This is a genomic window from Vibrio sp. TMPB1044 (assembly GCF_030442075.1).
GTDB lineage: Bacteria > Pseudomonadota > Gammaproteobacteria > Enterobacterales > Vibrionaceae > Vibrio > Vibrio satsumensis.
The window spans coordinates 121,699-144,479 of record NZ_JAUJED010000015.1 but is presented as its reverse complement, the minus strand read 5'-3'; the positions used below and the strand labels follow the sequence as shown (position 1 = coordinate 144,479).

Here is a 22,781-nt window from a genome sequence, read left to right as displayed (position 1 = left end):
TCTTATAGGCGATTAATCCACACGCTTGAAGTTAGGCAATAAGGTTTCTGGCTGCTGCGCTACAAATGCTTTACTTGGTGAGTATGCACGGAAGTAAACAAACCAGTTTTCGTCTTCTCGTGTTTGCACCCAGTTAGCTTCATTCACACCTGCTGGCTTAGTTGGCGAGAAGTGGAAGGTGTAATTGCCTTGTGCGTCTTTGACCGTTCCCTCGATGTTTGAACCTACATCTGCACGCTCAATGTCGTTGTCGATAATGGCGCGGTTCTCAACGTTATAAATAGTGATTGTCCAGAACAGATCCGCGAAGTTTACATCACCATCCAGAGTCAGAGTGTAGTGGTTGCTGCCATTAAGCCCCTTACCACTGTCATCGCGGTAGTTGTCTAGATAGATCTGGCCCCAACCGCCATTCTCAAAACCGTGCATTGCTACGTCGTTAGTTACAGCTTCGTAGAACCATGCTGCGCGTCCATCGAGATCCATACCGTAGTAACGGTCTTGGTTTGGTGTTGAAGCCGTCGCTACTTCCCAAAAGTTGCCTTCCTTACCGTAAGCTGCGTGTGGCAAGCGTTCTGTTTTGTTGAAGTCGATATTCTTAACCATAGCTTCCCCCATCACTACAGCTTGCTCTAAAATCTCACGCTGCTGACCTGATGGTTCAAACGTCTTACCTTTCTCAATACCCAGGGGACGTAGCATGTCGTGCATCATGCGATCACGCTCTGCTACTGGCTCAGCTTGAATGGCTTCATTCAACGTATTCCAAAATGCCATGCCTCTTGGGTGTTTGGCATCTTCACCACGCTCAGGGAAGTTTACGCCGTTATCACTCAGTGGCTTTCCGTTGAGGTTGGTAATTTTCAGGGCCTCTAAGTCTTTCATACGTTGCTGGTCTGACTCTGCCATTAAGCGAACGCCAAAGAAAACATAGTTGGTGTCTGACTCAAAAACCTGAGCGCCTTTTGGCAGATTACTCGGTGTCTCAGACCCTTTGGCTTTTACCACGTAGACGCCCGGCTCGGTCATCTGAGAAATTCCGATCTGCCACATGGTGTGTACTGCGCCGCGCAGTTCATCTGTGGGGATTTCTATAACAACGGGCTCTTTTTCTACGTTAAACCAAGTAATCGCGTAAGGCGTAGAGGTGTTGTAAGTTAAGCCGCCTAGCTTAGATTCATGAGACTCAACATAAGTAATTTGACCATCTTCTGCCCCCATGTCTGCATAGGCTTGTTTCCATGCGTAGTTTGACACCAAAGGCACTGACCAAATGTAAGCTTGTGACGCGCGTTGATGGTCCATTAGTTCGAACAGTTTTGCTGAGCTTTCTTGTGTTGGAATACCATGAAGAAAGTCGGTTTCGAAGGTGAAGTCTCCCGCACGTGTTTGAAGGGTTTCTGTTGGGTTATCGTTTCCAGCAATCGCCGTTGCTGAAAACAAGGCTGTTATAGAAACGAGCATCGCTGTTGATCGCAGTGGATGTGTGAAAGTACTGGCAAGGGCTTTAGATATCATGTTCATAATGTGTCCTCAAAACTTAAACTTATTCGTTCAAGCGAAACCAGCTCGTTAAAGCCGAAATCACTACTTAAAATTGGTAGTTAAATTCGATACGGTGATCGCCGTCTTCGATACTTGTGTTTTCTGTCCAGTTTGCGAAATAACGAACGTTGGCTCTTGGATTGATTTGATAGCTCGCTGCAAATTCATGTGCGAGTACAGAATCATTGCCCTCAAAGCCAAAATCTTTGAACGTTGATGACCCTGACATTGTGCCTAAATACATAGGGTTGTAGTTCAACCAAACCTTATCGGTAAGTTGCATCTTGGCGTACATACCTGCGACGTAGAAAGTACCGTGCATGTTGTAGCGGTCGCGAAGTTGATCGGCATCGAGAGCGCCACCAGTGCCTTCAACCAACTCTTCACCTGCAGCGATACCGACACCCGCGAGCGGGTAGAAGTTAAACATGCCCATTTGCGGTAAAGCTTGAATAAAGCTGTAAGACGCGCTGCCTTGGTTGTTATCGAAATCCCAAGACATATCAACTTGCGATCCTCGGCCATTAGTTAGATCTACACCGAAGTTTCTAAAGCGGAAGGAATCAATACTGTCGTCTGCACCTCGACCGCTCCAACCAATCGTCTCACCAGCGATACCTTTGATTTCGAGCACATTCATGCCCATGGTGGTATCACTGCCCGTGTCGTAGGTTTGCCCAACTTTTAGGTTTAAGCCCTTGTCGGTGTAGCCGAAGCCTGCTTGTGTGTAGACCGCTAATGGGTCTGACATATCTTGAACTTCTGTTTCTTCAGCGATAGCACCGCTAGCTAACAAAAGAGGGGTTAGAGAAAGGATCGAACGTTGTAATAACATAGCTGCCTCATAGAGTTATCTCACTACATCCGTGTACTTCGTGAAGGTGGGATAACTATACAAAGTGGACTTTGTTAAGTTAATTCATATAAACTTAACCATTCGTTAAGCAATGCTTTATGGTGTTTCATGAAACTTAACAATGTCGATCTGAACTTATTGAAAGTGTTTGTGGTGGTGTATCAGGAGAAGAGCTTGAGAAAAGCGGCTGAGAAGTTGTTTGTCTCGACACCAGCGGTTAGCCAAAGCATCAAGAAGCTTAAGGAATCCTTAGGTGAAGAATTGTTTGTCCTGTCTCATCAGCAGTTTTTGCCAACACCTTATTCAGACGACCTGTATCGACGCGTTTTCCCGCTATTAGATGGATTGGTTACGGCGATAGAAGAAGGAAAACAGTTTAATCCCGCGGACCTCAGTGAAGATTTTAAGATAGAGGCGAATCCTCATGTCCTGCCTTGGTTGACTCCCGCTCTGTTTCATCAGCTATCAATAGAAAGTCCACTTTCAAGACTGATCAGTCATACGAGTTCCCAAAATTCATTAGAAAGACTTAAGAGTGACGAGATTGATTTTGTCATTCACTTCGAAGCTAAGAATTTGCCTGCTGAGATCATTGCCGTACCTCTGGTGACCTTAAAGTTTGTATTGGCAGTAAGAGAAGATCATCCTTTCGAGGAATCCATCGCGACGATTGATGATTTGTTGTCGTTCCCATTTGCTCATGTTGACCTTGCTTATTTCGACCAAAACAAACATTCACGATTGGAAGAGGAAGTCTTAAGACAAGGTAAATCGATTAACATGGCACTGCGAACGACTTCCATCGTTGGGTTAATTGAAACGATCAAGTACTCCAACATTATCGCACCTTGCATGCCTCCGGTGATTGAACAACATAAAGGTGTCTTGCGCTCAATCGCAATTGAGGGATTGGAAGAGGGAACCGAGGAGATGGAGGTGTTCGCTTATTTTCATAAGAAAAACCAGCACTCAGCTAAATATAAATGGTTGCTGGATTTGATTGAAACGGCGATGACAGAGGCCAATCACCAGTAAGGGTCATGCTTGTTTGTTTCTACTTTTCAGAACTACATATAACTACTCTTTGAACACCTCTTTGATACACGATTCCAACCAGCGCATCTTCGGTTGATTGCGATGTTTACGCCCGATAGTCATGCCAATATCGCCATTTGGCATGTTGGGCATGTGAGGAAACTGCACAAAAGAAAATTCATTTGAAAGCGAATTGGCCAGTAGTTTTGAGCATGGGAATAATACGTCGCTCTGCTTCACTATAGATAATAAGCTGTGTAAGTAAGTCGAACGTATTTTTACCTCAGTATTGATGCCAACATCGGCTAACACGTTCGGTGCTAACGCAATATTGTCGTTCCAATCACTGACCACCAAGCTCGCTAATTGCAAGGTTTCTTGCTGGTCACTTTGCAAAAGCGTGTTGGCAAGTGGATGCCCAGTGCGGCATACCAAGACAAAATCATCGCTTGCGATACGTTTCTGGTATACCTGTTTGGATAATTCTAATGGGTAATAATTGACACCTAAATCAACCTCACCAGAGGTGAGTAAATCCAGAGTATTCGCGCCCCAATCCACAATATTCACTTTGACCTTAGGAGCTTGCGCTAACAATATCTGAGTTAGCTTTGCCGAGATGCTGTTAGCAATAAAGCCATTAATGGCGATGTTCACAGTGCCATCAAACTGAGCAACATCAAATTCAGACTTTGGTTCAAGTACTTGTTCTAACTGCAACAACACCGGTAACAAGGTCTGCTTAATTTCAAGCAATTTAGAAGTGGGTTCTAAGCCGTGTTGGGAGCGAATAAACAACTCATCGTCAAAGTACTCACGTAGCTTTTGTAGTGAGCGACTGATAGAGGGTTGGCTTGTAAACAGAAGCTCTGAAGCCTTTCGAGTATTTTTTACCTCAATTAATACTTTCAATACCTTAAGTAAATTAAGGTCTAATCGTTTAAAGCGGTTACTCATCATGATTACTGCACTCCAGAATTGAGAAGCTGTTTAGATATGCCCAAACTGTATATCTTGATTTCATATAATCGATTGGAGTATATCATGAAGTGTCTAGATACTGAGCTCATCGAAACAGACATGAGTAATCATTATGAAGAAAACGACGTTAGTGACGCTATTAGCATTAACTGCATTTGGCGCAACAGCTGCGGATAACAACAGTTCATCTGTTTATGATCATACTGCTGTTGGTGGTGTTAATTGGGATAACTACCCAGAAGCGGAGTCAGATTGGAACTTTCTTGGTCTCCAAAATAAGGTCGGTGTAAACCATTGGTTGCACGCCGAACCAGTCTCAAAAGACACACAAACTGTGATTCGTTCAAATCGTGATGTTGTTTACTCGACGATGGTTGTTGATGTATCAGAAGGTGCAACGTTCCATGTGCCCGCAGAAGACAACGACTATTTCCAAATCATCCATATCATGGACGAAAATCATCTGGTGCATAAGGTGGTTCGTCGTGGTGAAACACTTAACCTAACAGCTAGTGACTTGACGACAGGTACACATGTTCATGTACTAGCCAGAACACGTATCGCAGATTCTATCGAAGATACCAAACGTCGCCAAAGTCTGCTTTCTATCAAAGCGAATTCAGATAAGCCTTATCAAGGTAAAGGCTATAACCCTAGTGATGTTGAAAATTACCGTTTAAAACTGATCAACAATGTAATGAAACACGGCGCGCCTATTGAAGGGTTAAAGGGATTTGGTGCGACTTTGGATGACGTAGAAGACCACCACTTCAAATACGTGACGGCATTTGGTTACGCAGGGCTACCAGCCGATACAGCGCAATACCTAGAGCGCGTGCCAGGTCAAGGTAAGACGACCTGCCAAGAGTGGACGATTCCAACGCCAAATCTGGACTTTGAGGGGCGCGGTGGTTACTACTCTCTAACCACTTATGGAGCGGATGGTTGGATCGACTCTGAGCACTTCTATGCTTCTGGCGAATCCATGCGTGATAACGGTGATGGCACAGTGTCTGTCACATTCAACTGTGGTACCGGTGCAGCTTATGATTTTGAAGTGTCTGAAGGTTGGGCTGGCGTATTACGTTTGTACGAGCCAGTCGATGTGGATGAAACTTTAGAGTATATGGAAACGTTGCGTCAAATTGAGATTAAAGAGCTTTAGTATCTCTTCGAATAGCTGAAATATCCCAAAATAAAAACCCCCTCAAGAACCTTTCTTGAGGGGGTTTTTATTCAGTCGTTAATTTACTTGTTAGCCATCTACTCTTCACCTTCGGCTTCTTTGGAAGCATTTGACGCCCAGTCTTTCTCAAGCCAGTTATCGAGTACGTGCTGCAATGCATTCAAAGACGTTGGCTTTTCAAGTCGACCATCCATTAACTGATTGATCATGTCTAATTCACGTTGTCCTGATTCGCCGGACAAAGCAATGATTGGCGTTTGAGGAGAGCGTGCCTTGATGATTTGGCTTGCGTCAAAACCATTCATTATCGGCATTTGCACGTCCATTAAGATCAAATCAACTTTGTGTGTTCTGAACAACTCAACAGCATTTTCGCCATTTTTGGCTTGTAAACTGTTAACGCCAAGTCGGCTCAAATACATCTGAACAAGTGTGCGTTGCACCTCTTTGTCATCAACGATGAGCACGGTAGGTGCTAAATGGCTCTCAGATTCTCGCGAACTTGTTGGTTGGGTATCAGCGCAGGCTTTATCTTGAGTAGTCGTTTGGTTGTGTTTCCAATCATTAAAATAAGGTGTACGAAGCGCGTCTGCTTTGGGGGCATTCGGTACCACAGGGAAGTACAGGTGGAACTCAGTAAACTCACCAAGTTTAGAATGGCACTCAACTCTGCCACCAAATGAACGCATTACACGTTGGCAATAGCCTAGCCCTAAGCCGCTACCACCACTTTTTTGGTAAGAGAAGAAGTCATCAAAGATCTTGTGAGCAATCGCTTCATCTATGCCGGGGCCGGTATCTCGGAATATTAAAACGTTCTCGTAAGAGTCTATTTTGGTGCTGATTTCGATCTGGCTATCTGGATACGAATCAAAGTAATAAATCGCATTGCGTATTAGGTTGAAAATAACGAAGTTGAATAGGGTTTCATTTAGCTTTACAACAAAATCAGCATGTTGTGGTAAGCGAATACGTTCGATTATCTTCTCGTTTTCAAAGCCATAGTGGCTTACTGCTTGATCGACAGCTTTGTGGATAGAGGTCATTGTCACCGGACCATGCTCAGGTGAACTATCACTGACCTCACGCAAGATGATATCAATCAGCTGTCGGCCGCGTTGAATTGCAGCTTGGCCGTTTTCGATATCAAGTAGGATCTGTTTTGCTGGCGCTTGGTTGTCGATGTGCTGCTTTAGTACTTCGAAGTGCAGTTGCACTTGAGCAAGCGGGTTACGCATCTCATGGGCAATGGAGTTAGCCAGAGCACGACTTTGGCGAATGCGTCTATCCGCTTCGATGGTACTTTGCACACGAGTTAACAAGGTTTGCAGTGCAGAAATCTCTTCGTTAGAGAACATCTGATCGTTGCTCTTGTGCGATGACACCAACAAGTGCGTGACCGACTTTCCCTGACCAAACAGAGGCATTACCAAGGCCGTGTTGTTAGAACTCATCTTTTCATAGAGCGCATTGATAGAACGTTTTGCTGGCGCAGTGTAATCGAGCTCTTCAGACAGTTCGTCGAACACTAAAACAGACTTGTTGGTCGACAGGTAGTCTTCGTAGAAAGTCTCGTTGTAGTTGCTGTTAACAAGGCGCAGTTTGTCTTCTGGGATTTGAAGTAGGCTACCCAAACGACGCATCGCATCATCAATTGATAGCTTGAAATCTTCTTCTAAAGCAAGGATTTGCTGTACTGGTGTTGTCTTGTTCCCGTAGACAAAGAAGGAGGCATAACGGCTCACACGTTTATAAAGTACATGCCAAGTAATGCCTATTAGCGCGCAGATTGGAATGGCGATTAGCCATTGATTATCTTCGGTCAGCGGGATGAATATCGCACCAAACGGTATCACTAAAATAGCACACACTAACAGGGCGTTCAGGCTCATGTACGCAAGGTATTTCACGCTGTAGAAACGAGATGTCAGCAGGGCATACCCAACGAACAACATCTCACTAATAGACAAGGCTGGTGGTAGCCAAGTCAGTGAGAAATCACGCAAGAAGTAAGTCATACCTAGGTGGATCGTTGCTGTGGACAACATGAACACCAAGATACCTGCAATCATATAGCTGGTTTTGGTCAGCGTGAGCTTGCTGCTGTTGGCGCGCATTGCCACTAGGTTACCCAGTGTCAGTACCACAAAGCTGATCATGCCGATGAAGAAGTACGAAGTGTGCGGGCCAAATTCAATCACGAACTGACTTGGACCAACAATGATAACGTCTTCAACGGTTAAGCCCGGACTTAAATTAATAAACAAGGAGTAGACGGTTAGAGTGACGAAAATCGCTTGTTGCCATAGGTGCACCTTACCGTTGCGTTGCTCGGCGGCAAGCTGACACGAGAAGTAATACGCGAAGGCAAACGCAAAGAAGGAGGCGAGGTTGGCAAATTTGGCTGCAAACACAGCTGCTGACGGCCCAAGCTCTGATAATAAGTCGGTATGGAAATACGCATTACTGCTGATCCACGCCACAATACAGACCGAATAGGCGATGTAGGCAACGTGGTGTGTACCTGCGATCGCTTCGCTCTTTAGTTTCAGACGGTAGCAATAGTAGAGTAACCACATCACGACTACAACAACCGTCGCAAGAAGCGTTATCGCTTTGGCGTGGATGATGGCTTCTAAGCCGAAATCAAACATGTTCGTCCTTATTTACCGAGCTTGGCTGTTGCAGAGAATCTGGTTGTTGAACAGAGCTTAATTTTTCTGCTGAGCCAAACTTTCTGCTGTTACGCACGGCGCGTTTGTAGCCTTTAAAGTCGGTGTCATTAAATACGTTGACCATCAATTCGAAATTCCAAAAGCCACGGTAAATGGTGGTGCCGTCATCGTTCAATTCGTAATATCCCGAATGGAAATACGCTTTTGGGTCAATAGCTTGATAAAACTGAAGCATGAAAGGTTGTTCAATGATGGTGAAGCCAATTTTGTAGCCAACTTGATGTAAGACGCTCATCAGCTCTTTTTGAGCGAGATAGAGGAAGTAGAGTTTTTGTTGGGTATTTCCACTGACGGTTAAGCGCAGAACTTCACATATGGCTCGAGTTTCGGATAGTTGTAACTGAAACTGATTATCGAATTTTGGCAGAGAGTCACATTTTGACAATATCGGTGGCGTGAATAGCTGTAACCCTGAAAGTGAATCGTAACCATGATTTGGTAAGCAGTATTGCCAGTGATCATTGCTGAATGGCGGCGCATAGCTTAGCCAGGTTTCATTTTTTGACCAATCTTGAATCAAGGCGGAAGAAACTAATGTTGGGAAGGCTTCATCGTCTGGGTGTTTGAGCAGGATAAAGTGCTTACCCGTTTGTGACAGGTGTAATAAAGGCAGCATCTCAAACCATTTTTCACCCTTGATGAAAACCTCAAGGTTGCTTAAAGCGATGGCATCACTGATAGGCATTCCTTGTGGGTGACTGGGTGTTTGTACCACAAGTTGATCATCTTCTATCTGATCGATGATCGCACTGTAATAAGCGCTGTCTTTAATGGGAAGATCGATACCAGAGGGTGAACGACTATCGAGCGGCGACTTTGCCTTAATGGCAGCAATTTCGCATTCGCACCAAAAGTCTAACCAATGCATGTAACACTGACCTGCAGCTTCCTCTAACAATGCCATCTCGGTCGATAAACTGCTTGGATAGCGTTGAATGAGATCGCGATAGTCCATCAATTCAAATAAAACGGAGAGGCTTTTGTGTTGATGTTCTGGGAAGAACGATTCCAATAGTCGTCTACGGTAGTCTGTGACGGTTTGGAAAAGTGCAGTGCGATCTTGTGGCTGATAAGTGTTGATCACGAGCTCGATCAGCGCGTGTTGTTTCTTTTCGATAGCCAGACTGCTAGCCAACAGTGAGACTAAAGACGACGTTAATTCCATGGTGTTAACCTAGCCTAGGTTTATATAATTATTTTTATTTGATTTGCACTCGTTAACCAGACACGAATTGTTATTAAGTTATTTGATATAAAGTTACTTTGTTGAGATTGAGTAACTCTAATTGTGTCTATAGTTTTTAAAAACAAGTTGCATAATCGAGCTTAAGTTTACTACTTGCGCTACCCCTTAACAACAGAACATTTACTAGTTTATAAGTTGCTAAATTAGAATATTCTCAATCACTTAGAGCTTAACCTTGCTCCGATTCTGGCCTGTATCAATTGAGCATAATCCTTTGAATCTATAAATTAACGTAAAATATCTATTTTTTGAACCAAGTTCATAAACCATACGCAACTGAATTCACCTTGTTAATCGTAAGGAATATAACGGCGAGCCAAAATATACATTTAACTAATGAGTGTTGTATGTCTCATAACCGTTTATTTCCACGTCACCGTTTGGCTCTCGCTTGCATGCTGGCCAGTGTTTCCAGTTTCTCCTTTGCTCAAAGTCAGTGTGAGGTGCTTGATCTTCAGCAGGCGTCTGACCTTGCTCTCGCTGTCTCAGCAGCAGACAACAGTTGCTATGGCGCTTGGTTCTCTGCTCAAGAGAGTTCGTTAAACAATATCTATAGCGAAGCGAGCCTAAGCCGTGTTCAAGTAGCTCTGAATTTAGAAATTACCCGTTACCGAGGTGATGCTGAACAGGCTCGTAAACTTGAAAACCTTGGCGAATTTGTTCGCGCCGCTTATTACGTTCGCTATAACGCGCGAGCGCAGGATTTCTCCGAGGCGTTAAGCCAGCGCTTCGCTCTATCTGTTAATGCTTTTCTGGCGAACCCTAATGCTCTCGATCAAGGCCGTGAGCAAGTTGGGGCGATGAAAAGTCTGACGCTGATGGTCGATAATGTTAAGCAACTTCCACTGACCATGGATGCGCAACTTGCGGCATTGAATCACTTTAACCATGAAACAGCGCAGGATTCACAATGGGTCGATGGTCTCAACAATCTCTTTCGAGCAATGGCAGGGCATGCCGCTCGAGATGACTTTTACGATTACATGGCAAACCACACCCAACATATCGATACGCTGGCGACTTTTGCTCGTGATAACAGTTGGGCGTTGGACACAGATACGAGTTTTCTGGTTTATAACGCCGTGCGTGAAACAGGCCGTTTGTTAGCCAGTCCGGATAAAGCGACCAAAGACAAAACGATGCGAGTTATACAGCAAGTGATGGCGCAAAACCCACTGGGTAGCGAGCACGATAAGCTATGGCTAGCGGCCGTCGAAATGATGAGTTACTTCGCACCAGAAGGCTTGAATGGGTTAGACCTAGAACAAGCGAAACGCGACTTGGCAACGCGTGTACTTCCCCATCGTTATGAGTGCCAAGGGCCTGCGATTATTCGCTCTCAAGATCTAACTGAGTCACAAGCGATGGAGGCGTGTGATGTGTTGGCTGCCAAAGAGGCCGACTTCCACCAAGTTGCGAATACGGGTCAGCAACCTGTCGCTGATGATAACAACGAGCGAGTTGAAGTCGCTGTGTTTGGCAGCAAAGGCAGTTACATTGATTATTCATCGTTCTTGTTTGGCAATACCACAGACAATGGCGGTCAGTATTTAGAGGGTAATCCTGCAGAAGTCGGTAACGTCGCTCGCTTTGTGGCTTATCGCTATGCCAATGGTGATGACCTTTCTATTCTCAATTTAGAGCATGAATACACTCACTATCTCGATGCTCGCTTTAACCAATATGGCTCATTCAACGACAACCTAGCACATGGCTATGTAGTGTGGTGGTTAGAGGGCTTTGCCGAATTTATGCATTACAAGCAACGCTATGATGCAGCGATTAGTTTGATCAGCAGCGGGAAGATGAGTCTGTCGGATGTGCTTGCGACTACTTACTCCCATGACTCCAATCGTATATATCGTTGGGGATACTTGGCGGTACGCTTCATGCTGGAAGAGCATCCTCAAGAGGTGCAAGGTTTATTGGCATTGTCTCGTACTGGTCAATTCTCCGAATGGGTACAACAAGTAAAAGTGCTAGGGCAGCAATACAATGGCGAGTTTGAGTGCTGGTTAGACTCGGTTTCAAGTGATCCCACAGAACCTACAGAACCAACTGATCCCACAGAGCCGACAGATCCTACGCAACCAACAGATCAAGCCATAGTGCTTACAGCAAACCAAAGTGTGTTGTTGAGTGGCGAGGCGTATAGCGAGCAGTTGTTCTATGTTGATATTCCAGAGAACACTACGCATTTTGAAGTGTCTATTGAGGGGCAAACTCAAGGTGATGCTGACCTCTACATGAGCTACAACAAACCAGCGCATTACTACGACTTTGAATTCAGCGAATACGGCAATGGCAGCAATGAAGTGGTGACGTTTGAACAAGAACCTTCGGGCTACATTAAGTCGGGTCGCTACTACATGAGTGTTACGGGTCGTACCAAATTTAATGAGGTGTCGCTAACCGCATCGGTAGCCACAGAAACGCCAACGCCTCCAACTCAACAGCAAGATGATTTAACGCCTGTGGTATTGGAGGCCGGTCAGGCTCAAGTGCTTACCGTGCACCAACGACGTTATGCCGCTGTCTATGTACCAGAAGGTGTACAAGAGGTGCGAGTGTGGCTCAACGATAAGAGCGACAAAGCGGAAAACGAACAGTCGAATGCGGGTAACGTTGATCTGTTCGCTAGCCACTCATACTGGCCAACGGCAGGGCAGCATGACTATGCGTCTGATTACCGTGGAAGCAATGAGTACCTGCAAATACCTGTAACAGAAGAAGGCTATATACACTTCTTGTTGAGTGCAGAGCAGCAAGGGGATGATGTCGTGATGTTGGTGTATTTTCACTAACAGAACAGGCATTAGGTAATTGGCATTAAAAAAGGGGTATCCCTCAAGCTGTATTAACGAGAACGTCACTAAACTAAATGTTTAAATATCAATAAAGTAGACGGATAAAATCCGGGCATCAGTGCCCGGCTTTGTTTTTCTGACAATCTTCTGTGTTTATAGAGTAGTTATACCATAATCTCTGATGAAGTGATGACATTAGAAGTTTAAGCTTGTCTGCATATGAAATATCGTTGCGAGTGGTCACTCGTTAATGATTTATTTAGTGAGGGTTTATGAAGAAAGTACTATTGGCAACCTTGTTTAGTGTTGCTGCGTTAGCAGGATGCAGCCAGAAGGCTGAGGTTTTAGCTCAATCACAAGAAAATGCGAACCCTATCTGTAGCACTCAAAACCTAACTGGTGGTTGGTCGCAAAGCGATATCACACCAGAAGCTAAGCAAGCTCTAGACGCGGTTCTTGGCCAAATGAATACTTCAGCTGAGCTCAAGCAGATCTTGAGTGTTCGAACTCAGGTCGTCGCGGGTTTGAACTATGCTATCGAATTTGAAATGGATAATGGTGAAGTGTGGAATACCATCGTATATCGATCTCTACAGGGTGACATCGAAATGATGCAACCGGCACAGAAAGGTCGTTTGTGTTCATAGTCTAGATGCGTCTGTACTTTGTTAGATAGACTGCAAATAAAAATGGCTCCTTATTGGGAGCCATTTTTGTTTTTAAGAAGACTGATTATTGAACGTTTTTAGTTGGCCAGCTCGGGGACAGCTAACTCTTGAATACAAGCTCGGCTGATGTCTTCATCAATGTAAGCCATACCCAGCTTGTTCAAGTAATCCATACGATCAGCAGTGCGAAGTTCAATATCAGGGCCTGCGATGTTGTTCTCTTGATAAACCTTAGCCATGTGAGCCATGAACTGTTCACCCACACTCATCATTAACAGGCTCATCGCACCCACGTCCGGTCTTACTTTAGCTCGTTGCTTTTCAGATAGGTTTACCGCTAACACGATAGGCTGTTCTTCACCTTCGAAGCGAACACCTCGCTCACGAACGGTTTGTTGCGCCCAGTAATACGCCAGCTCTTTACTCTGAGTTAGGAACACAGGTTCAACCGACTCGGTGTAGTTATTACCAATCGTTGCCATGGTTTTTGAAGCGGCTTCATTGAGTGCTTTGTCTCCAGAACGTTTCAGGCCTTGGCCTTTAATTGAAGCAAGCAAGGCTGAAGATGTGCCGTGATACCAAGTATCACCCGTTGCGAAACCATTTTTTGATAGCAGCGTTTTTGCATCTTGTAGGTGTTTAGGTATTGAAGTCATAGGCACTCTCGATCAAAAGAAATATCAACAAACAGGAATCTCAACAACATGAATACAGTTAGCTTAAACAGATGTTGCTTAGCTGACCGTGGTGTAGAACACAATTCTTAGACTTTGAGATAAAGCCGGCAGTACAAGCTTTATCTCAAAGCCTTCCCCCGGATCTTACCTAAGTAAGAGAGAAGGGCGGGGGAGGCTTTAGCTCTAGCGATTAATCAAGATTAATCAAATTGGTTAGATGTATTCGCTTCGCCCGCTGCTTTTAGTGCATTCTCACCAGCGAAGTACTCTTTGTGGTCATCACCGATGTCTGAACCAGACATGTTTTGGTGTTTAACACATGCGATGCCTTGGCGGATCTCTTTACGTTGAACATTTGCAACGTAACCCAACATGCCTTGGTCGCCGAAGTACTCTTTCGCAAGGTTGTCGGTAGACAGCGCTGCAGTGTGGTAAGTCGGTAGCGTAATCAAGTGGTGGAAGATACCCGCTTCACGAGATGCGTCCGCTTGGAATGTACGAATCTTCTCGTCAGCACTCGCAGACAGTTCAGTTTCGTCGTATTCCGCGCTCATTAGGTTTGCACGGTCGTAAGCTGATACATCTTTACCTTCAGCAACCAATGCATCGTAAGCTTGCTGACGGAAGTTTAGCGTCCAGTTGAATGATGGAGAGTTGTTGTAAACCAGTTTCGCGTTAGGGTGAACTTCACGAACGCCGTCCATCATCTCTTTGATTTGGCCGATGTGTGGCTTCTCAGTCTCAATCCAAAGTAGGTCAGCACCTGCGTTGATTGCTTCAATACAGTCGAATACACAACGGTCTTCACCAGTACCTTGGCGGAATTGATATAAGCCTGAAGGTAGACGCTTAGGTCGAACTAGCTTGCCGTCACGGTTAAAGCAAACGTCGCCTTCTGCCATATCTGCAACATCGATCTCTTCAACATCTAGGTATGAGTTGTAGATATCACCTTGGTCGCCCGGCTCTTTCACTACTGCGATTTCTTTTGTTAGGCCAGCACCTTGAGAATCGGTACGAGCAACAATAACGCCGTTGTCGATGCCTAGTTCAAGGAAAGCGTAACGAAGTGCACGAAGTTTTGCGTGGAAGTCAGCGTGTGGAACCGTTACTTTGCCATCTTGGTGACCACATTGCTTCTCATCGGCAACTTGGTTTTCGATTTGCAGACAACATGCACCCGCTTCAATCATCTGCTTAGCCATTAGGTAAGTCGCTTCTGCGTTACCGAAACCTGCATCGATATCGGCAATGATTGGCACAACGTGTGTTACGTGGTTGTCAATTTTGTCTTGAATACGATCTTGTAGGTTTACATCGCCTGCTTCACGGGCTGCATCCAGTTCACGGAATAAGCCACCCAGTTCACGAGCATCAGCTTGGCGCAGGAATGTGTATAGTTCTTCTACTAGGCCTGCAACCGATGTTTTCTCATGCATTGATTGGTCTGGAAGTGGACCAAAGTCCGAGCGAAGTGCTGCAACCATCCAACCTGAAAGGTATAGGTAGCGGCGATCTGTCTTGCCATCAAAGTGCTTCTTAATAGAAATCAGCTTTTGTTGACCGATAAAACCATGCCAGCAACCTAAAGATTGAGTGTATTGAGAGCTGTCTTTGTCGTAAGCCTCCATATCCGCACGCATGATATCTGCTGTGTATTGCGCGATATCTAGACCTGTTTTGAATTTGTTTTGAGCTCGCATACGAGCAGCAGATTCAGCATTGATTGCATCCCATGGAGCACCTGCAGCGCTTTTTGCAACTTCTATCATTTCGATATCTTGTGTAATTTGCGACATAACTATTCCTTAGTTTCACGTGGGGTATGGTTGCCAAATTGGCTTGGATTAAAACTTTGCTATGGACAAAGAATAACCACGCATGTGATAATTTTGTTAATTTATAGTTATTATATTCGGTATTTTTCTTATGAATATTGCTCGTATAGACCTTAATTTACTTGTGTATTTAGACATGTTGCTACGTGAAAGAAACGTTACACGAGCGGCAAATCAATTAGGAATAACTCAACCAGCCATGAGTAATGGACTGCGCCGACTACGCGATCTATTTGAAGATCCGCTATTGGTGAGAACCAGTGAAGGGATGGTGCCGACCGAGCGAGCGCAAAAGTTGCAACCGCTGATCCGCAACATCTTGGCGAATGTAGAAAAGACACTCCAGCCGACCACAGAGTTTAATGCAGAAGACAGTGAGCGCGTGTTTCGTATCATGGCGAGTGACTATGCTGAGTCGACCATTATTCAGCCGCTATTGAAAAAACTGAGCGAGATAGCGCCGAAAATACGCTTGGATATCATGACGCCAAGTGATGTGAGCTATCAGGATGTAGAGCAAGGCACGGTTGATATTATTATCAACCGTTTTGATGACATTCCACAGTCCTTTCACCAGATGAGCCTTTGGCACGACGGGTTCTCTTGCCTATTCAGTTGTGATAATCCAATAGCCGATAACTTTGATATTTTGTCCTATTTAAAAGCGCAACATATCTGGGTAAGTAAGACGGGTATGGGAACCGGAGTCGGGATCAACCCAAGTGAAGCGCAAAAGCTCGGTTGGATAGATGAAGCGTTAATGCGCATTGGTAAAACCCGCAATATCACGGTGTTTACCCGACATTACCTATCTGCGATTCTCTTCGCTCAGCAGAAAAACCTTATCCTTACTATTCCAACTAAAGCCGCGCAATTGCAGCGCAACAACCCTAATTTGTTAATCAAACCAGCCCCATTTGCGATTGAACCCTTTGAAGTGAAGATGGCGTGGAGCCCATTGTTACAAACCAATCCAGATCACCAGTGGATGCGTCGCTTGATCAAAAGTGTCGCCAATGAAATCGAAAGTGGTGTGACCGGATAACACAGTTTTTGTGGTATTTCTTTTGTGAATATCCAATATAAGCGGCATAAATTAGCTAAATTTTTGTCAGTTACGTAAATTTATTTAGTAGTCAGCGGTTAATTTGAGAGAGATTTTATGAGCAGTCGTATTCAACAGGGAAGCTTGAGCATTGATAGCACCCTCTACCAATTAATTAATGAGCAGGTCATTCCTGGAACAGGCATAGTTGCAGAGGACTTTTGGCAATCTTTCGCAGCCATCCTTAAAGATCTGGCACCAAAGAATCGTGCACTGCTTATCAAACGTGAAGATCTTCAACATCAAATCGATGTGTGGCACCAAGAGCGTGCAGGTCAAATATTAGATGCTGCAGAGTACAAACAGTTCCTACAGCAGATTGGCTACCTAGTACCTGAAGGCGAAGACTTTCAAGTTACTACCGCAAGCGTAGAGCCTGAAATCGCAACACAAGCTGGGCCGCAGCTTGTGGTGCCTATCATGAATGCACGTTTTGCACTTAACGCAGCAAACGCGCGCTGGGGCAGTCTATATGATGCGCTCTACGGCACTGATGTGATCAGCGAAAGCGATGGTGCAGAGAAAGGTGGAAGCTTTAACCCTGTTCGTGGCGCCAAAGTAGTGAGCTATGCGCGCGGGTTCCTTGATGACGCCGCACCGCTGAATGGTGTTTCTCATAAAGACGTGACCAAATACAGCATCAGCAACGTGAGCATTGGCAACACGCTGACAGCGACGTTAGATAATGGCGAAGAAGTCACTCTCATTGATCGCAACCAATTTATTGGTTATCAAGGAGACGCAAGCGCACCTTCTTGTATCCTGCTTAAACACAATAATCTCCATATCGAAATTCAAATTGACCCGAGCGCGCCAATTGGTAGCGTCGATGTTGCTGGTATTAAAGATGTGCTGGTGGAATCGGCACTAACCACGATTATGGATTGTGAAGATTCTGTCGCTGCGGTTGATGGTGAAGACAAAGCATTGGCTTACCGCAACTGGTTGGGCTTAATGAAGGGCGACCTACAAGAGTCGCTAGAGAAAAACGGCAAAACCATTGTTCGTAATCTGAACCCCGATCGTCAATACACCAGTGTGACGGGTGGTGAAATCTCGCTTAAAGGCCGCAGCATGTTGTTCATACGCAATGTGGGCCACCTAATGACTAACCCTGCGATTATTGATGCTGAAGGTAACGAAGTTCCTGAAGGTATCATGGATGGCATGGTGACATCGCTTATCGCAATGCACGATTTAAAGGGTAATAGCCCTTACCAAAACTCGACCGCGAACAGCATTAATATTGTTAAACCTAAGATGCATGGCCCTGAAGAAGTGGCTTTCACCAATGAACTGTTTGGTCGCATTGAAGATGCATTAGGTTTAGATCGCTTCACGATTAAAGTCGGCATCATGGACGAAGAGCGTCGTACCTCTGTGAACTTGAAAGAGTGTATTCGCGCAGCCAAAGACCGTGTCGTATTTATCAACACAGGTTTCCTAGACCGAACGGGGGATGAGATCCATACAAGTATGGAAGCAGGGCCTTTTGCACCTAAAACACAGCTGAAAACCATGACATGGATTGGCGCATACGAAGATCAAAACGTTGATCTTGGCTTAGCTTGTGGCCTGCAAGGTAAAGCCCAGATTGGTAAAGGTATGTGGCCAGAGCCAGATAACATGGCCAAGATGATGGACGCGAAAATCGGACACCCACAAGCCGGTGCAAATACCGCTTGGGTTCCTTCTCCAACTGCGGCGACTCTGCATGCCTTGCACTATCACAAGGTGAGTGTTCCTAGCCGTCAGAAAGAGCTTCGTGAGCGTGTGAGAGCAAATGTTGACGATATTCTTACTATCCCGCTGCTAGGCAACCAAAAGCTTACTGCTCAAGATATCCAAAATGAACTGGACAACAATACGCAAGGTATTCTTGGTTACGTAGTTCGTTGGATAGACCAAGGCGTAGGTTGTTCGAAAGTGCCTGATATTAACGATGTAGGGTTAATGGAAGACCGTGCGACGCTGCGTATTTCAAGCCAACACATCGCTAACTGGTTACGTCATGGTATTTGTGAGGAAGCCCAAGTAATGAAAACCATGAAGCGTATGGCAGCTGTGGTTGATGAGCAAAATGCAGGAGATCCAAGCTACCAAAACATGGCGCCTGATTTTGAAAACAGCATTGCGTTTTCAGCAGCGTGTCAGTTGGTATTTGAAGGCTGTGCTCAGCCGAGTGGTTATACCGAGCCAGTGTTACACGCGATGCGTCTAAAGCTGAAAGCTCAGAGTGCTTGAGTCGGAAAGTGCTGAGCCGCAGATAAGCGGAAGCACAAAAAGCCCAAATCACTGAAATAGAAAAGTGATCTAATAATAAAAACAGAGAAAGAAAAATACTAAAAAAGAAACCCCCTTTAACCGAGCCCAAGGTGCCGCGCTTTATAGCGCGGCTTTTTTTAGCTGTTAGTTAGATGCTGGATCTGAGATTGGAAGTGAAAAGCAGCTATATTATTTCCCACCGAAGCTTAATTTTCGCCAAAATCTTAGTTGCCACCGAAGCATAGATACTTAATATCCATGTACTCGTCGATGCCTTCTTTAGCACCTTCACGGCCAATGCCTGACTGTTTAACCCCACCGAAAGGTGCAACCTCAGTTGAGATCATGCCGTCATTAATGCCAACCATACCGTACTCAAGTGCTTCTGCTACCTTCCACACACGGTGGATATTTTGGCTGTAGAAGTAAGACGCTAAACCATAAATGGTGTCATTCGCCATTTCGATCAGCTCTTCATCGCTGTCGAACTTCATAACAGGAGCGACAGGGCCAAAGATCTCTTGTTGAACGATGTCCATATCGTGCTTCACGTCTTTAAGAATTACAGGCTGAATGAACAATCCCGCAAGCTCTTGAGTTGGGGTGACAGGCTGTGCACCTTGTTCAATCGCGCGATCAATCAAACCTTGAATGTTTTGTTTCGCTCTCTCACTGATCACAGGGCCAATGTTGACGCCCGCGTCTAAGCCGTTGCCAATTTTAAGTTGCTGCACCGTTTGGTCGAATTTAGCCACAAACTCGTCGTGCACCTTGCTGTGAATATAGAATCGGTTAGCACAAACACAGGTTTGCCCTGCATTACGGAATTTCGAAGCCATTGCGCCTTGAACCGCAGCATCGATGTCCGCATCGTCAAACACAACAAACGGAGCATTACCACCAAGCTCCATCGAGGTACGTTTGATGCCTTTTGCCGCTTGAGCCATCAAGATACTGCCAACACGGGTAGAGCCTGTAAAAGAGATCTTCTTGATTAATGGGTGTGATGTGAATAGCTCGCCAATTTGTTCTGGGCTGTCACCCAATACCACTTGAAGCAGATCTTTAGGGATACCCGCTTGGTAAGCCAGCTCAACAACAGCAAAAGCAGAAAGTGGCGTTTCGTCAGAAGGCTTCACAATAAAACTACACCCAGCCGCTAGAGCAGGTGCGGCCTTACGAGTGATCATCGCAATCGGGAAATTCCACGGTGTGATGGCACATGCTACGCCAATCGGCTGCTTGATTGTCACTAAACGCTTATCCCCGGCGGTACTTGGGATCGAGTCACCATAAGTGCGCTTAGCTTCTTCGGCGAACCATTCAATAAAGCTTGCTCCATAAACCACTTCGCCCGCGGCTTCTGCCAACGGCTTGCCTTGTTCGATCGTCATTAAGTGAGCAAGGTCATCCTTGTTTTCGAGGATCAGTTGATGCCAAGCTTTTAGTATTGCAGCGCGAGATTTAGCCGGAATTTTCGCCCACTCTTTCTGCGCAATATGAGCTCGCTCGATAGCACTGTCCAATTCCGCCTCAGATGAGATAGGCGCATGCCCAATAAGCTCACCCGTTGCTGGATTGGTCACGGCAACCGCGTTATTCGCTTCTGTCACCATAAAAGAGAGTAAGCGCTGGTTATTAATTTCTAGCATGTGATTCCTTTTCGATGATTACTTAACACGTATTGGTGCTGTTATTGAGTTGATGTCTATGGCAGTGCTGATGATTCGCTTTAGCCTGCCAAGGTTATTCTTGCGCCCAGTTGTCTGCTTCTATCTTTGCCAATGCTTTCGCGGCTTTTTGAAGAGCAGGTAGGAACTTGATCGCTTCGTCCGGCTTTACTCGAATCACAGGTGCTTGGATTGCTAAGCCGAGATTGGATTGGCCCGTTGGCGATGGGATGAGTACCGCAATACACACCAAACCCGGAAGAAACTCTTCGTCATCAATCGCAAAGCCTTGGATCTTTGCTTCTTCGATGTCTTGCTCTAACACTGAGTAGTCGGTGATGGTTTTGACTGTGTACTGAGTCAGTGGCACGTTTTCGATCAGTCTTCTGCGTTGTGATTTCGACATGTGCGCCAAAAACAGTTTGCCTGTCGCTGAGCAGTGAACAGGAACGCGAGAGCCGGGTTGCAAGTGGAAGCGAAGTGGCGCTTCGGTTTCTGCACGGTCAAGGTAGATGATCTCACCACTCGATAGTGCGGTTAGGTTGCAGCTTTCGCCGACTTCTGCTCGAAGGTTTTCAAGAATAGTACGTCGTGCACTGTGCATGGTGCTGTTGAACAGTAGGTTTTCAGCCAGCTTTCTGAGTCGAATACCAGAGCTGTAATGCTTTTCATCACCGTCTCTTTGAATGATGCCTGCGGATTCTAATTGTTGCAGCATACGGTGTAGGGTGGGTTTCGGTAGTCCGGTTTCTTCGACGAGCCCTTGAAGGGAAATAAACTCATCTTTTTGCGCTATCACCTCTAATAGTGCAAAAAGTCGCAGAGTGGGCGTATCTCCTTGAACTTGTGGTGTTTCTGTTTGCATACAGTGATTCATCCTTGCGATATGTCTATGTGTAAGAGTGTACATACCAAATCAATATTCTTCAATTATCTGAATAAAATTTGACCTTTTTTATTATTTCAATAATATAAATATAAATTATGGAACAATTAATCTCAATAAATGGAATTTTAAAAAATGAAAGCAATTGAACGGATTATTGATAAGGCGCACTTAGATCGTAAGCGTGTGGTTTTGAGTGAAGCTGAAGACCCTCGTGTACTCAAAGCGGCACGATTAGCGATAGATAAACAGCTCGCTTATATCACGCTGGTGGGCGACGAAAAGGCGATTATCGAAGCCGCTCAGTTGCATCATATTAATCTCGCAGGCATTCATATTGTTTCACCACAAACATCAGCACTCAAAGCTGTGTTGGCTGAACGTCTGTATGAGTTAAGAAAAGCCAAAGGCATGACTTATGAGGATGCATTGGAGAAGGTCAAAGATCCACTGATTTTTGCCAACTTGATGGTGAGAGAAGGGCTGGTCGATGGCACAGTAAACGGTGCGGTTTATACCACTTCAGATGTGGTGCGAGTTGCGCTGCAGATCATCGGCCCAGCACCAGACAGTGAATTGGTATCGAGCTTCTTTCTGATGATGTTGTGCGAGCCTTTCCATAATCTTAAAGGCGGCATGATTTTCAGTGATTGTGGCTTGGTGATTAATCCAAATGAAACTGAACTGGCCTCCATTGCGGTAGCGGCATCAAACAGTGCTCAAACGCTGCTTATGGAAGAACCTAAGGTGGCAATGTTGTCATTTTCTACCAACGGTAGTGCTAAACACGAATCGGTCGATAAGGTTCGCAATGCCGCTCAGTTAGTGAAACAGCGTTGTCCCGGAATAGCCGTCGATCAGGACGTTCAACTCGATGCTGCGATTGTCACTGAAATTGCGGCGAAAAAGTTGCCCGATTCAGAGGTTAAGGGCGAATCAAACGTGTTGATATTCCCCAACTTAGAATCAGGCAATATCGGTTACAAGCTTGCTGAAAGGTTAGGTGGCGCGGTCGCAATTGGTCCGTTGTTGCAAGGGCTGAATCAACCTGCTAATGACTTATCCAGAGGGTGCAGCGCCGAAGATATCTTCAATGTAATCGCGGTGACTGCCGTGCAAGCACAACAATGTAAAACGGCAAATCCAACGACGGATGTTGAAGCTAATGCTCAAGAAGCTTCAGTAGATAAAAAAGCTTCAGAAGATCAAAAAGCTGAAGAAAGAGAAGAATCAGAATTTGAGTTTAGATACTAAGGCTCACACTTAAAGCTCGCACTCACA

16 protein-coding genes are annotated in these 22,781 nt (G+C 45.2%); 7 read left to right on the top strand and 9 right to left on the bottom strand.

The window, feature by feature from the left end; genetic code table 11:
* Positions 1–12: 12 nt before the first annotated feature.
* Positions 13–1,524, bottom strand: coding sequence for a DUF1214 domain-containing protein (locus QQ041_RS10065; protein ID WP_285953795.1), 1,512 nt, complete (start codon positions 1,522–1,524; stop codon positions 13–15).
* Between the two features lie 67 nt (positions 1,525–1,591).
* A complete protein-coding gene (locus QQ041_RS10060; RefSeq protein WP_132786993.1) occupies positions 1,592–2,380 on the bottom strand; it encodes a hypothetical protein in 789 nt (262 codons plus the stop codon).
* Between the two features lie 129 nt (positions 2,381–2,509).
* Here QQ041_RS10060 and QQ041_RS10055 point away from each other — a divergent pair, with 129 nt between their 5' ends.
* The gene (locus tag QQ041_RS10055) at positions 2,510–3,436 is read left to right on the top strand and encodes a LysR family transcriptional regulator (RefSeq protein WP_285953794.1); all 927 of its coding nucleotides are present in this window, start codon (positions 2,510–2,512) and stop codon (positions 3,434–3,436) included.
* 42 nt (positions 3,437–3,478) lie between these two features.
* On the opposite strand, the gene QQ041_RS10050 is transcribed toward QQ041_RS10055, so the two are convergent.
* Positions 3,479–4,396 carry a LysR family transcriptional regulator gene (locus tag QQ041_RS10050; RefSeq protein ID WP_285953793.1) on the bottom strand — a complete coding sequence of 306 codons (918 nt, stop codon included), beginning with the start codon at positions 4,394–4,396 and terminating at the stop codon, positions 3,479–3,481.
* Positions 4,397–5,306: 910 nt separating this feature from the next.
* Between QQ041_RS10050 and QQ041_RS10040 the strand changes: the two genes are divergently transcribed.
* Positions 5,307–5,582, top strand: a complete 276-nt coding sequence (locus QQ041_RS10040) for a hypothetical protein (RefSeq protein ID WP_048661167.1) — start codon at positions 5,307–5,309, stop codon at positions 5,580–5,582.
* 98 nt (positions 5,583–5,680) lie between these two features.
* Here the strand turns inward: QQ041_RS10040 and QQ041_RS10035 are convergent, their stop codons facing one another.
* Positions 5,681–8,257, bottom strand: coding sequence for a hybrid sensor histidine kinase/response regulator (locus tag QQ041_RS10035; RefSeq protein WP_285953792.1), 2,577 nt, complete (start codon positions 8,255–8,257; stop codon positions 5,681–5,683).
* A complete protein-coding gene (locus tag QQ041_RS10030) occupies positions 8,250–9,503 on the bottom strand; it encodes an acyl-homoserine-lactone synthase (protein WP_285953791.1) in 1,254 nt (417 codons plus the stop codon). Before QQ041_RS10030 ends, QQ041_RS10035 begins: the two co-directional genes overlap by 8 nt.
* 428 nt (positions 9,504–9,931) lie before the next feature.
* On the opposite strand from QQ041_RS10030, the gene QQ041_RS10025 reads away from it, so the two are divergent.
* Together QQ041_RS10025 and QQ041_RS10020 are read left to right on the top strand one after the other, a co-directional pair.
* Positions 9,932–12,388, top strand: coding sequence for a M9 family metallopeptidase (locus tag QQ041_RS10025; RefSeq protein ID WP_285953790.1), 2,457 nt, complete (start codon positions 9,932–9,934; stop codon positions 12,386–12,388).
* Between the two features lie 275 nt (positions 12,389–12,663).
* Positions 12,664–13,038 carry a cystatin domain-containing protein gene (locus QQ041_RS10020; RefSeq protein WP_146490958.1) on the top strand — a complete coding sequence of 125 codons (375 nt, stop codon included), beginning with the start codon at positions 12,664–12,666 and terminating at the stop codon, positions 13,036–13,038.
* Positions 13,039–13,136: 98 nt separating this feature from the next.
* Here QQ041_RS10020 and QQ041_RS10015 read toward each other — a convergent pair whose 3' ends face one another.
* Together QQ041_RS10015 and QQ041_RS10010 are read right to left on the bottom strand one after the other, a co-directional pair.
* A complete protein-coding gene (locus QQ041_RS10015; protein WP_285953789.1) occupies positions 13,137–13,715 on the bottom strand; it encodes a hypothetical protein in 579 nt (192 codons plus the stop codon).
* A gap of 221 nt (positions 13,716–13,936) precedes the next feature.
* Positions 13,937–15,535, bottom strand: coding sequence for an isocitrate lyase (locus QQ041_RS10010; protein WP_146490956.1), 1,599 nt, complete (start codon positions 15,533–15,535; stop codon positions 13,937–13,939).
* A gap of 130 nt (positions 15,536–15,665) precedes the next feature.
* Here QQ041_RS10010 and QQ041_RS10005 point away from each other — a divergent pair, with 130 nt between their 5' ends.
* Together QQ041_RS10005 and QQ041_RS10000 are read left to right on the top strand one after the other, a co-directional pair.
* Positions 15,666–16,619 carry a LysR family transcriptional regulator gene (locus tag QQ041_RS10005; RefSeq protein ID WP_061038005.1) on the top strand — a complete coding sequence of 318 codons (954 nt, stop codon included), beginning with the start codon at positions 15,666–15,668 and terminating at the stop codon, positions 16,617–16,619.
* Positions 16,620–16,736: 117 nt separating this feature from the next.
* Positions 16,737–18,923 (top strand): malate synthase G, encoded by a 2,187-nt coding sequence (locus QQ041_RS10000; RefSeq protein ID WP_146490955.1) that lies wholly within the window; start codon positions 16,737–16,739, stop codon positions 18,921–18,923.
* A 245-nt stretch (positions 18,924–19,168) separates the two neighbouring features.
* Here the strand turns inward: QQ041_RS10000 and QQ041_RS09995 are convergent, their stop codons facing one another.
* On the bottom strand, positions 19,169–20,596 hold the full coding sequence (locus QQ041_RS09995) for an NAD-dependent succinate-semialdehyde dehydrogenase (protein WP_285953788.1): 1,428 nt from the start codon (positions 20,594–20,596) through the stop codon (positions 19,169–19,171).
* Between the two features lie 94 nt (positions 20,597–20,690).
* Positions 20,691–21,479 carry an IclR family transcriptional regulator gene (locus tag QQ041_RS09990; protein WP_061038008.1) on the bottom strand — a complete coding sequence of 263 codons (789 nt, stop codon included), beginning with the start codon at positions 21,477–21,479 and terminating at the stop codon, positions 20,691–20,693.
* 156 nt (positions 21,480–21,635) lie between these two features.
* On the opposite strand from QQ041_RS09990, the gene pta reads away from it, so the two are divergent.
* On the top strand, positions 21,636–22,754 hold the full coding sequence (gene pta, locus QQ041_RS09985; RefSeq protein ID WP_285953787.1) for a phosphate acetyltransferase: 1,119 nt from the start codon (positions 21,636–21,638) through the stop codon (positions 22,752–22,754).
* Positions 22,755–22,781: the final 27 nt, after the last annotated feature.

Bases quoted from the DNA above. Each gene is read 5' to 3' on its own strand.
- QQ041_RS10050 (WP_285953793.1), bottom strand. From the start codon at position 4,396: ATGATGAGTAACCGCTTTAAACGATTAGACCTTAATTTACTTAAGGTA.
- QQ041_RS10060 (WP_132786993.1), bottom strand. From the start codon at position 2,380: ATGTTATTACAACGTTCGATCCTTTCTCTAACCCCTCTTTTGTTAGCT.
- QQ041_RS10020 (WP_146490958.1), top strand. From the start codon at position 12,664: ATGAAGAAAGTACTATTGGCAACCTTGTTTAGTGTTGCTGCGTTAGCA.
- QQ041_RS09990 (WP_061038008.1), bottom strand. From the start codon at position 21,479: ATGCAAACAGAAACACCACAAGTTCAAGGAGATACGCCCACTCTGCGA.
- QQ041_RS10055 (WP_285953794.1), top strand. From the start codon at position 2,510: ATGAAACTTAACAATGTCGATCTGAACTTATTGAAAGTGTTTGTGGTG.
- QQ041_RS10065 (WP_285953795.1), bottom strand. From the start codon at position 1,524: ATGAACATGATATCTAAAGCCCTTGCCAGTACTTTCACACATCCACTG.
- QQ041_RS10000 (WP_146490955.1), top strand. From the start codon at position 16,737: ATGAGCAGTCGTATTCAACAGGGAAGCTTGAGCATTGATAGCACCCTC.
- QQ041_RS10005 (WP_061038005.1), top strand. From the start codon at position 15,666: ATGAATATTGCTCGTATAGACCTTAATTTACTTGTGTATTTAGACATG.
- QQ041_RS10025 (WP_285953790.1), top strand. From the start codon at position 9,932: ATGTCTCATAACCGTTTATTTCCACGTCACCGTTTGGCTCTCGCTTGC.
- QQ041_RS10030 (WP_285953791.1), bottom strand. From the start codon at position 9,503: ATGGAATTAACGTCGTCTTTAGTCTCACTGTTGGCTAGCAGTCTGGCT.
- QQ041_RS09995 (WP_285953788.1), bottom strand. From the start codon at position 20,596: ATGCTAGAAATTAATAACCAGCGCTTACTCTCTTTTATGGTGACAGAA.
- QQ041_RS10010 (WP_146490956.1), bottom strand. From the start codon at position 15,535: ATGTCGCAAATTACACAAGATATCGAAATGATAGAAGTTGCAAAAAGC.
- QQ041_RS10035 (WP_285953792.1), bottom strand. From the start codon at position 8,257: ATGTTTGATTTCGGCTTAGAAGCCATCATCCACGCCAAAGCGATAACG.
- pta (WP_285953787.1), top strand. From the start codon at position 21,636: ATGAAAGCAATTGAACGGATTATTGATAAGGCGCACTTAGATCGTAAG.
- QQ041_RS10015 (WP_285953789.1), bottom strand. From the start codon at position 13,715: ATGACTTCAATACCTAAACACCTACAAGATGCAAAAACGCTGCTATCA.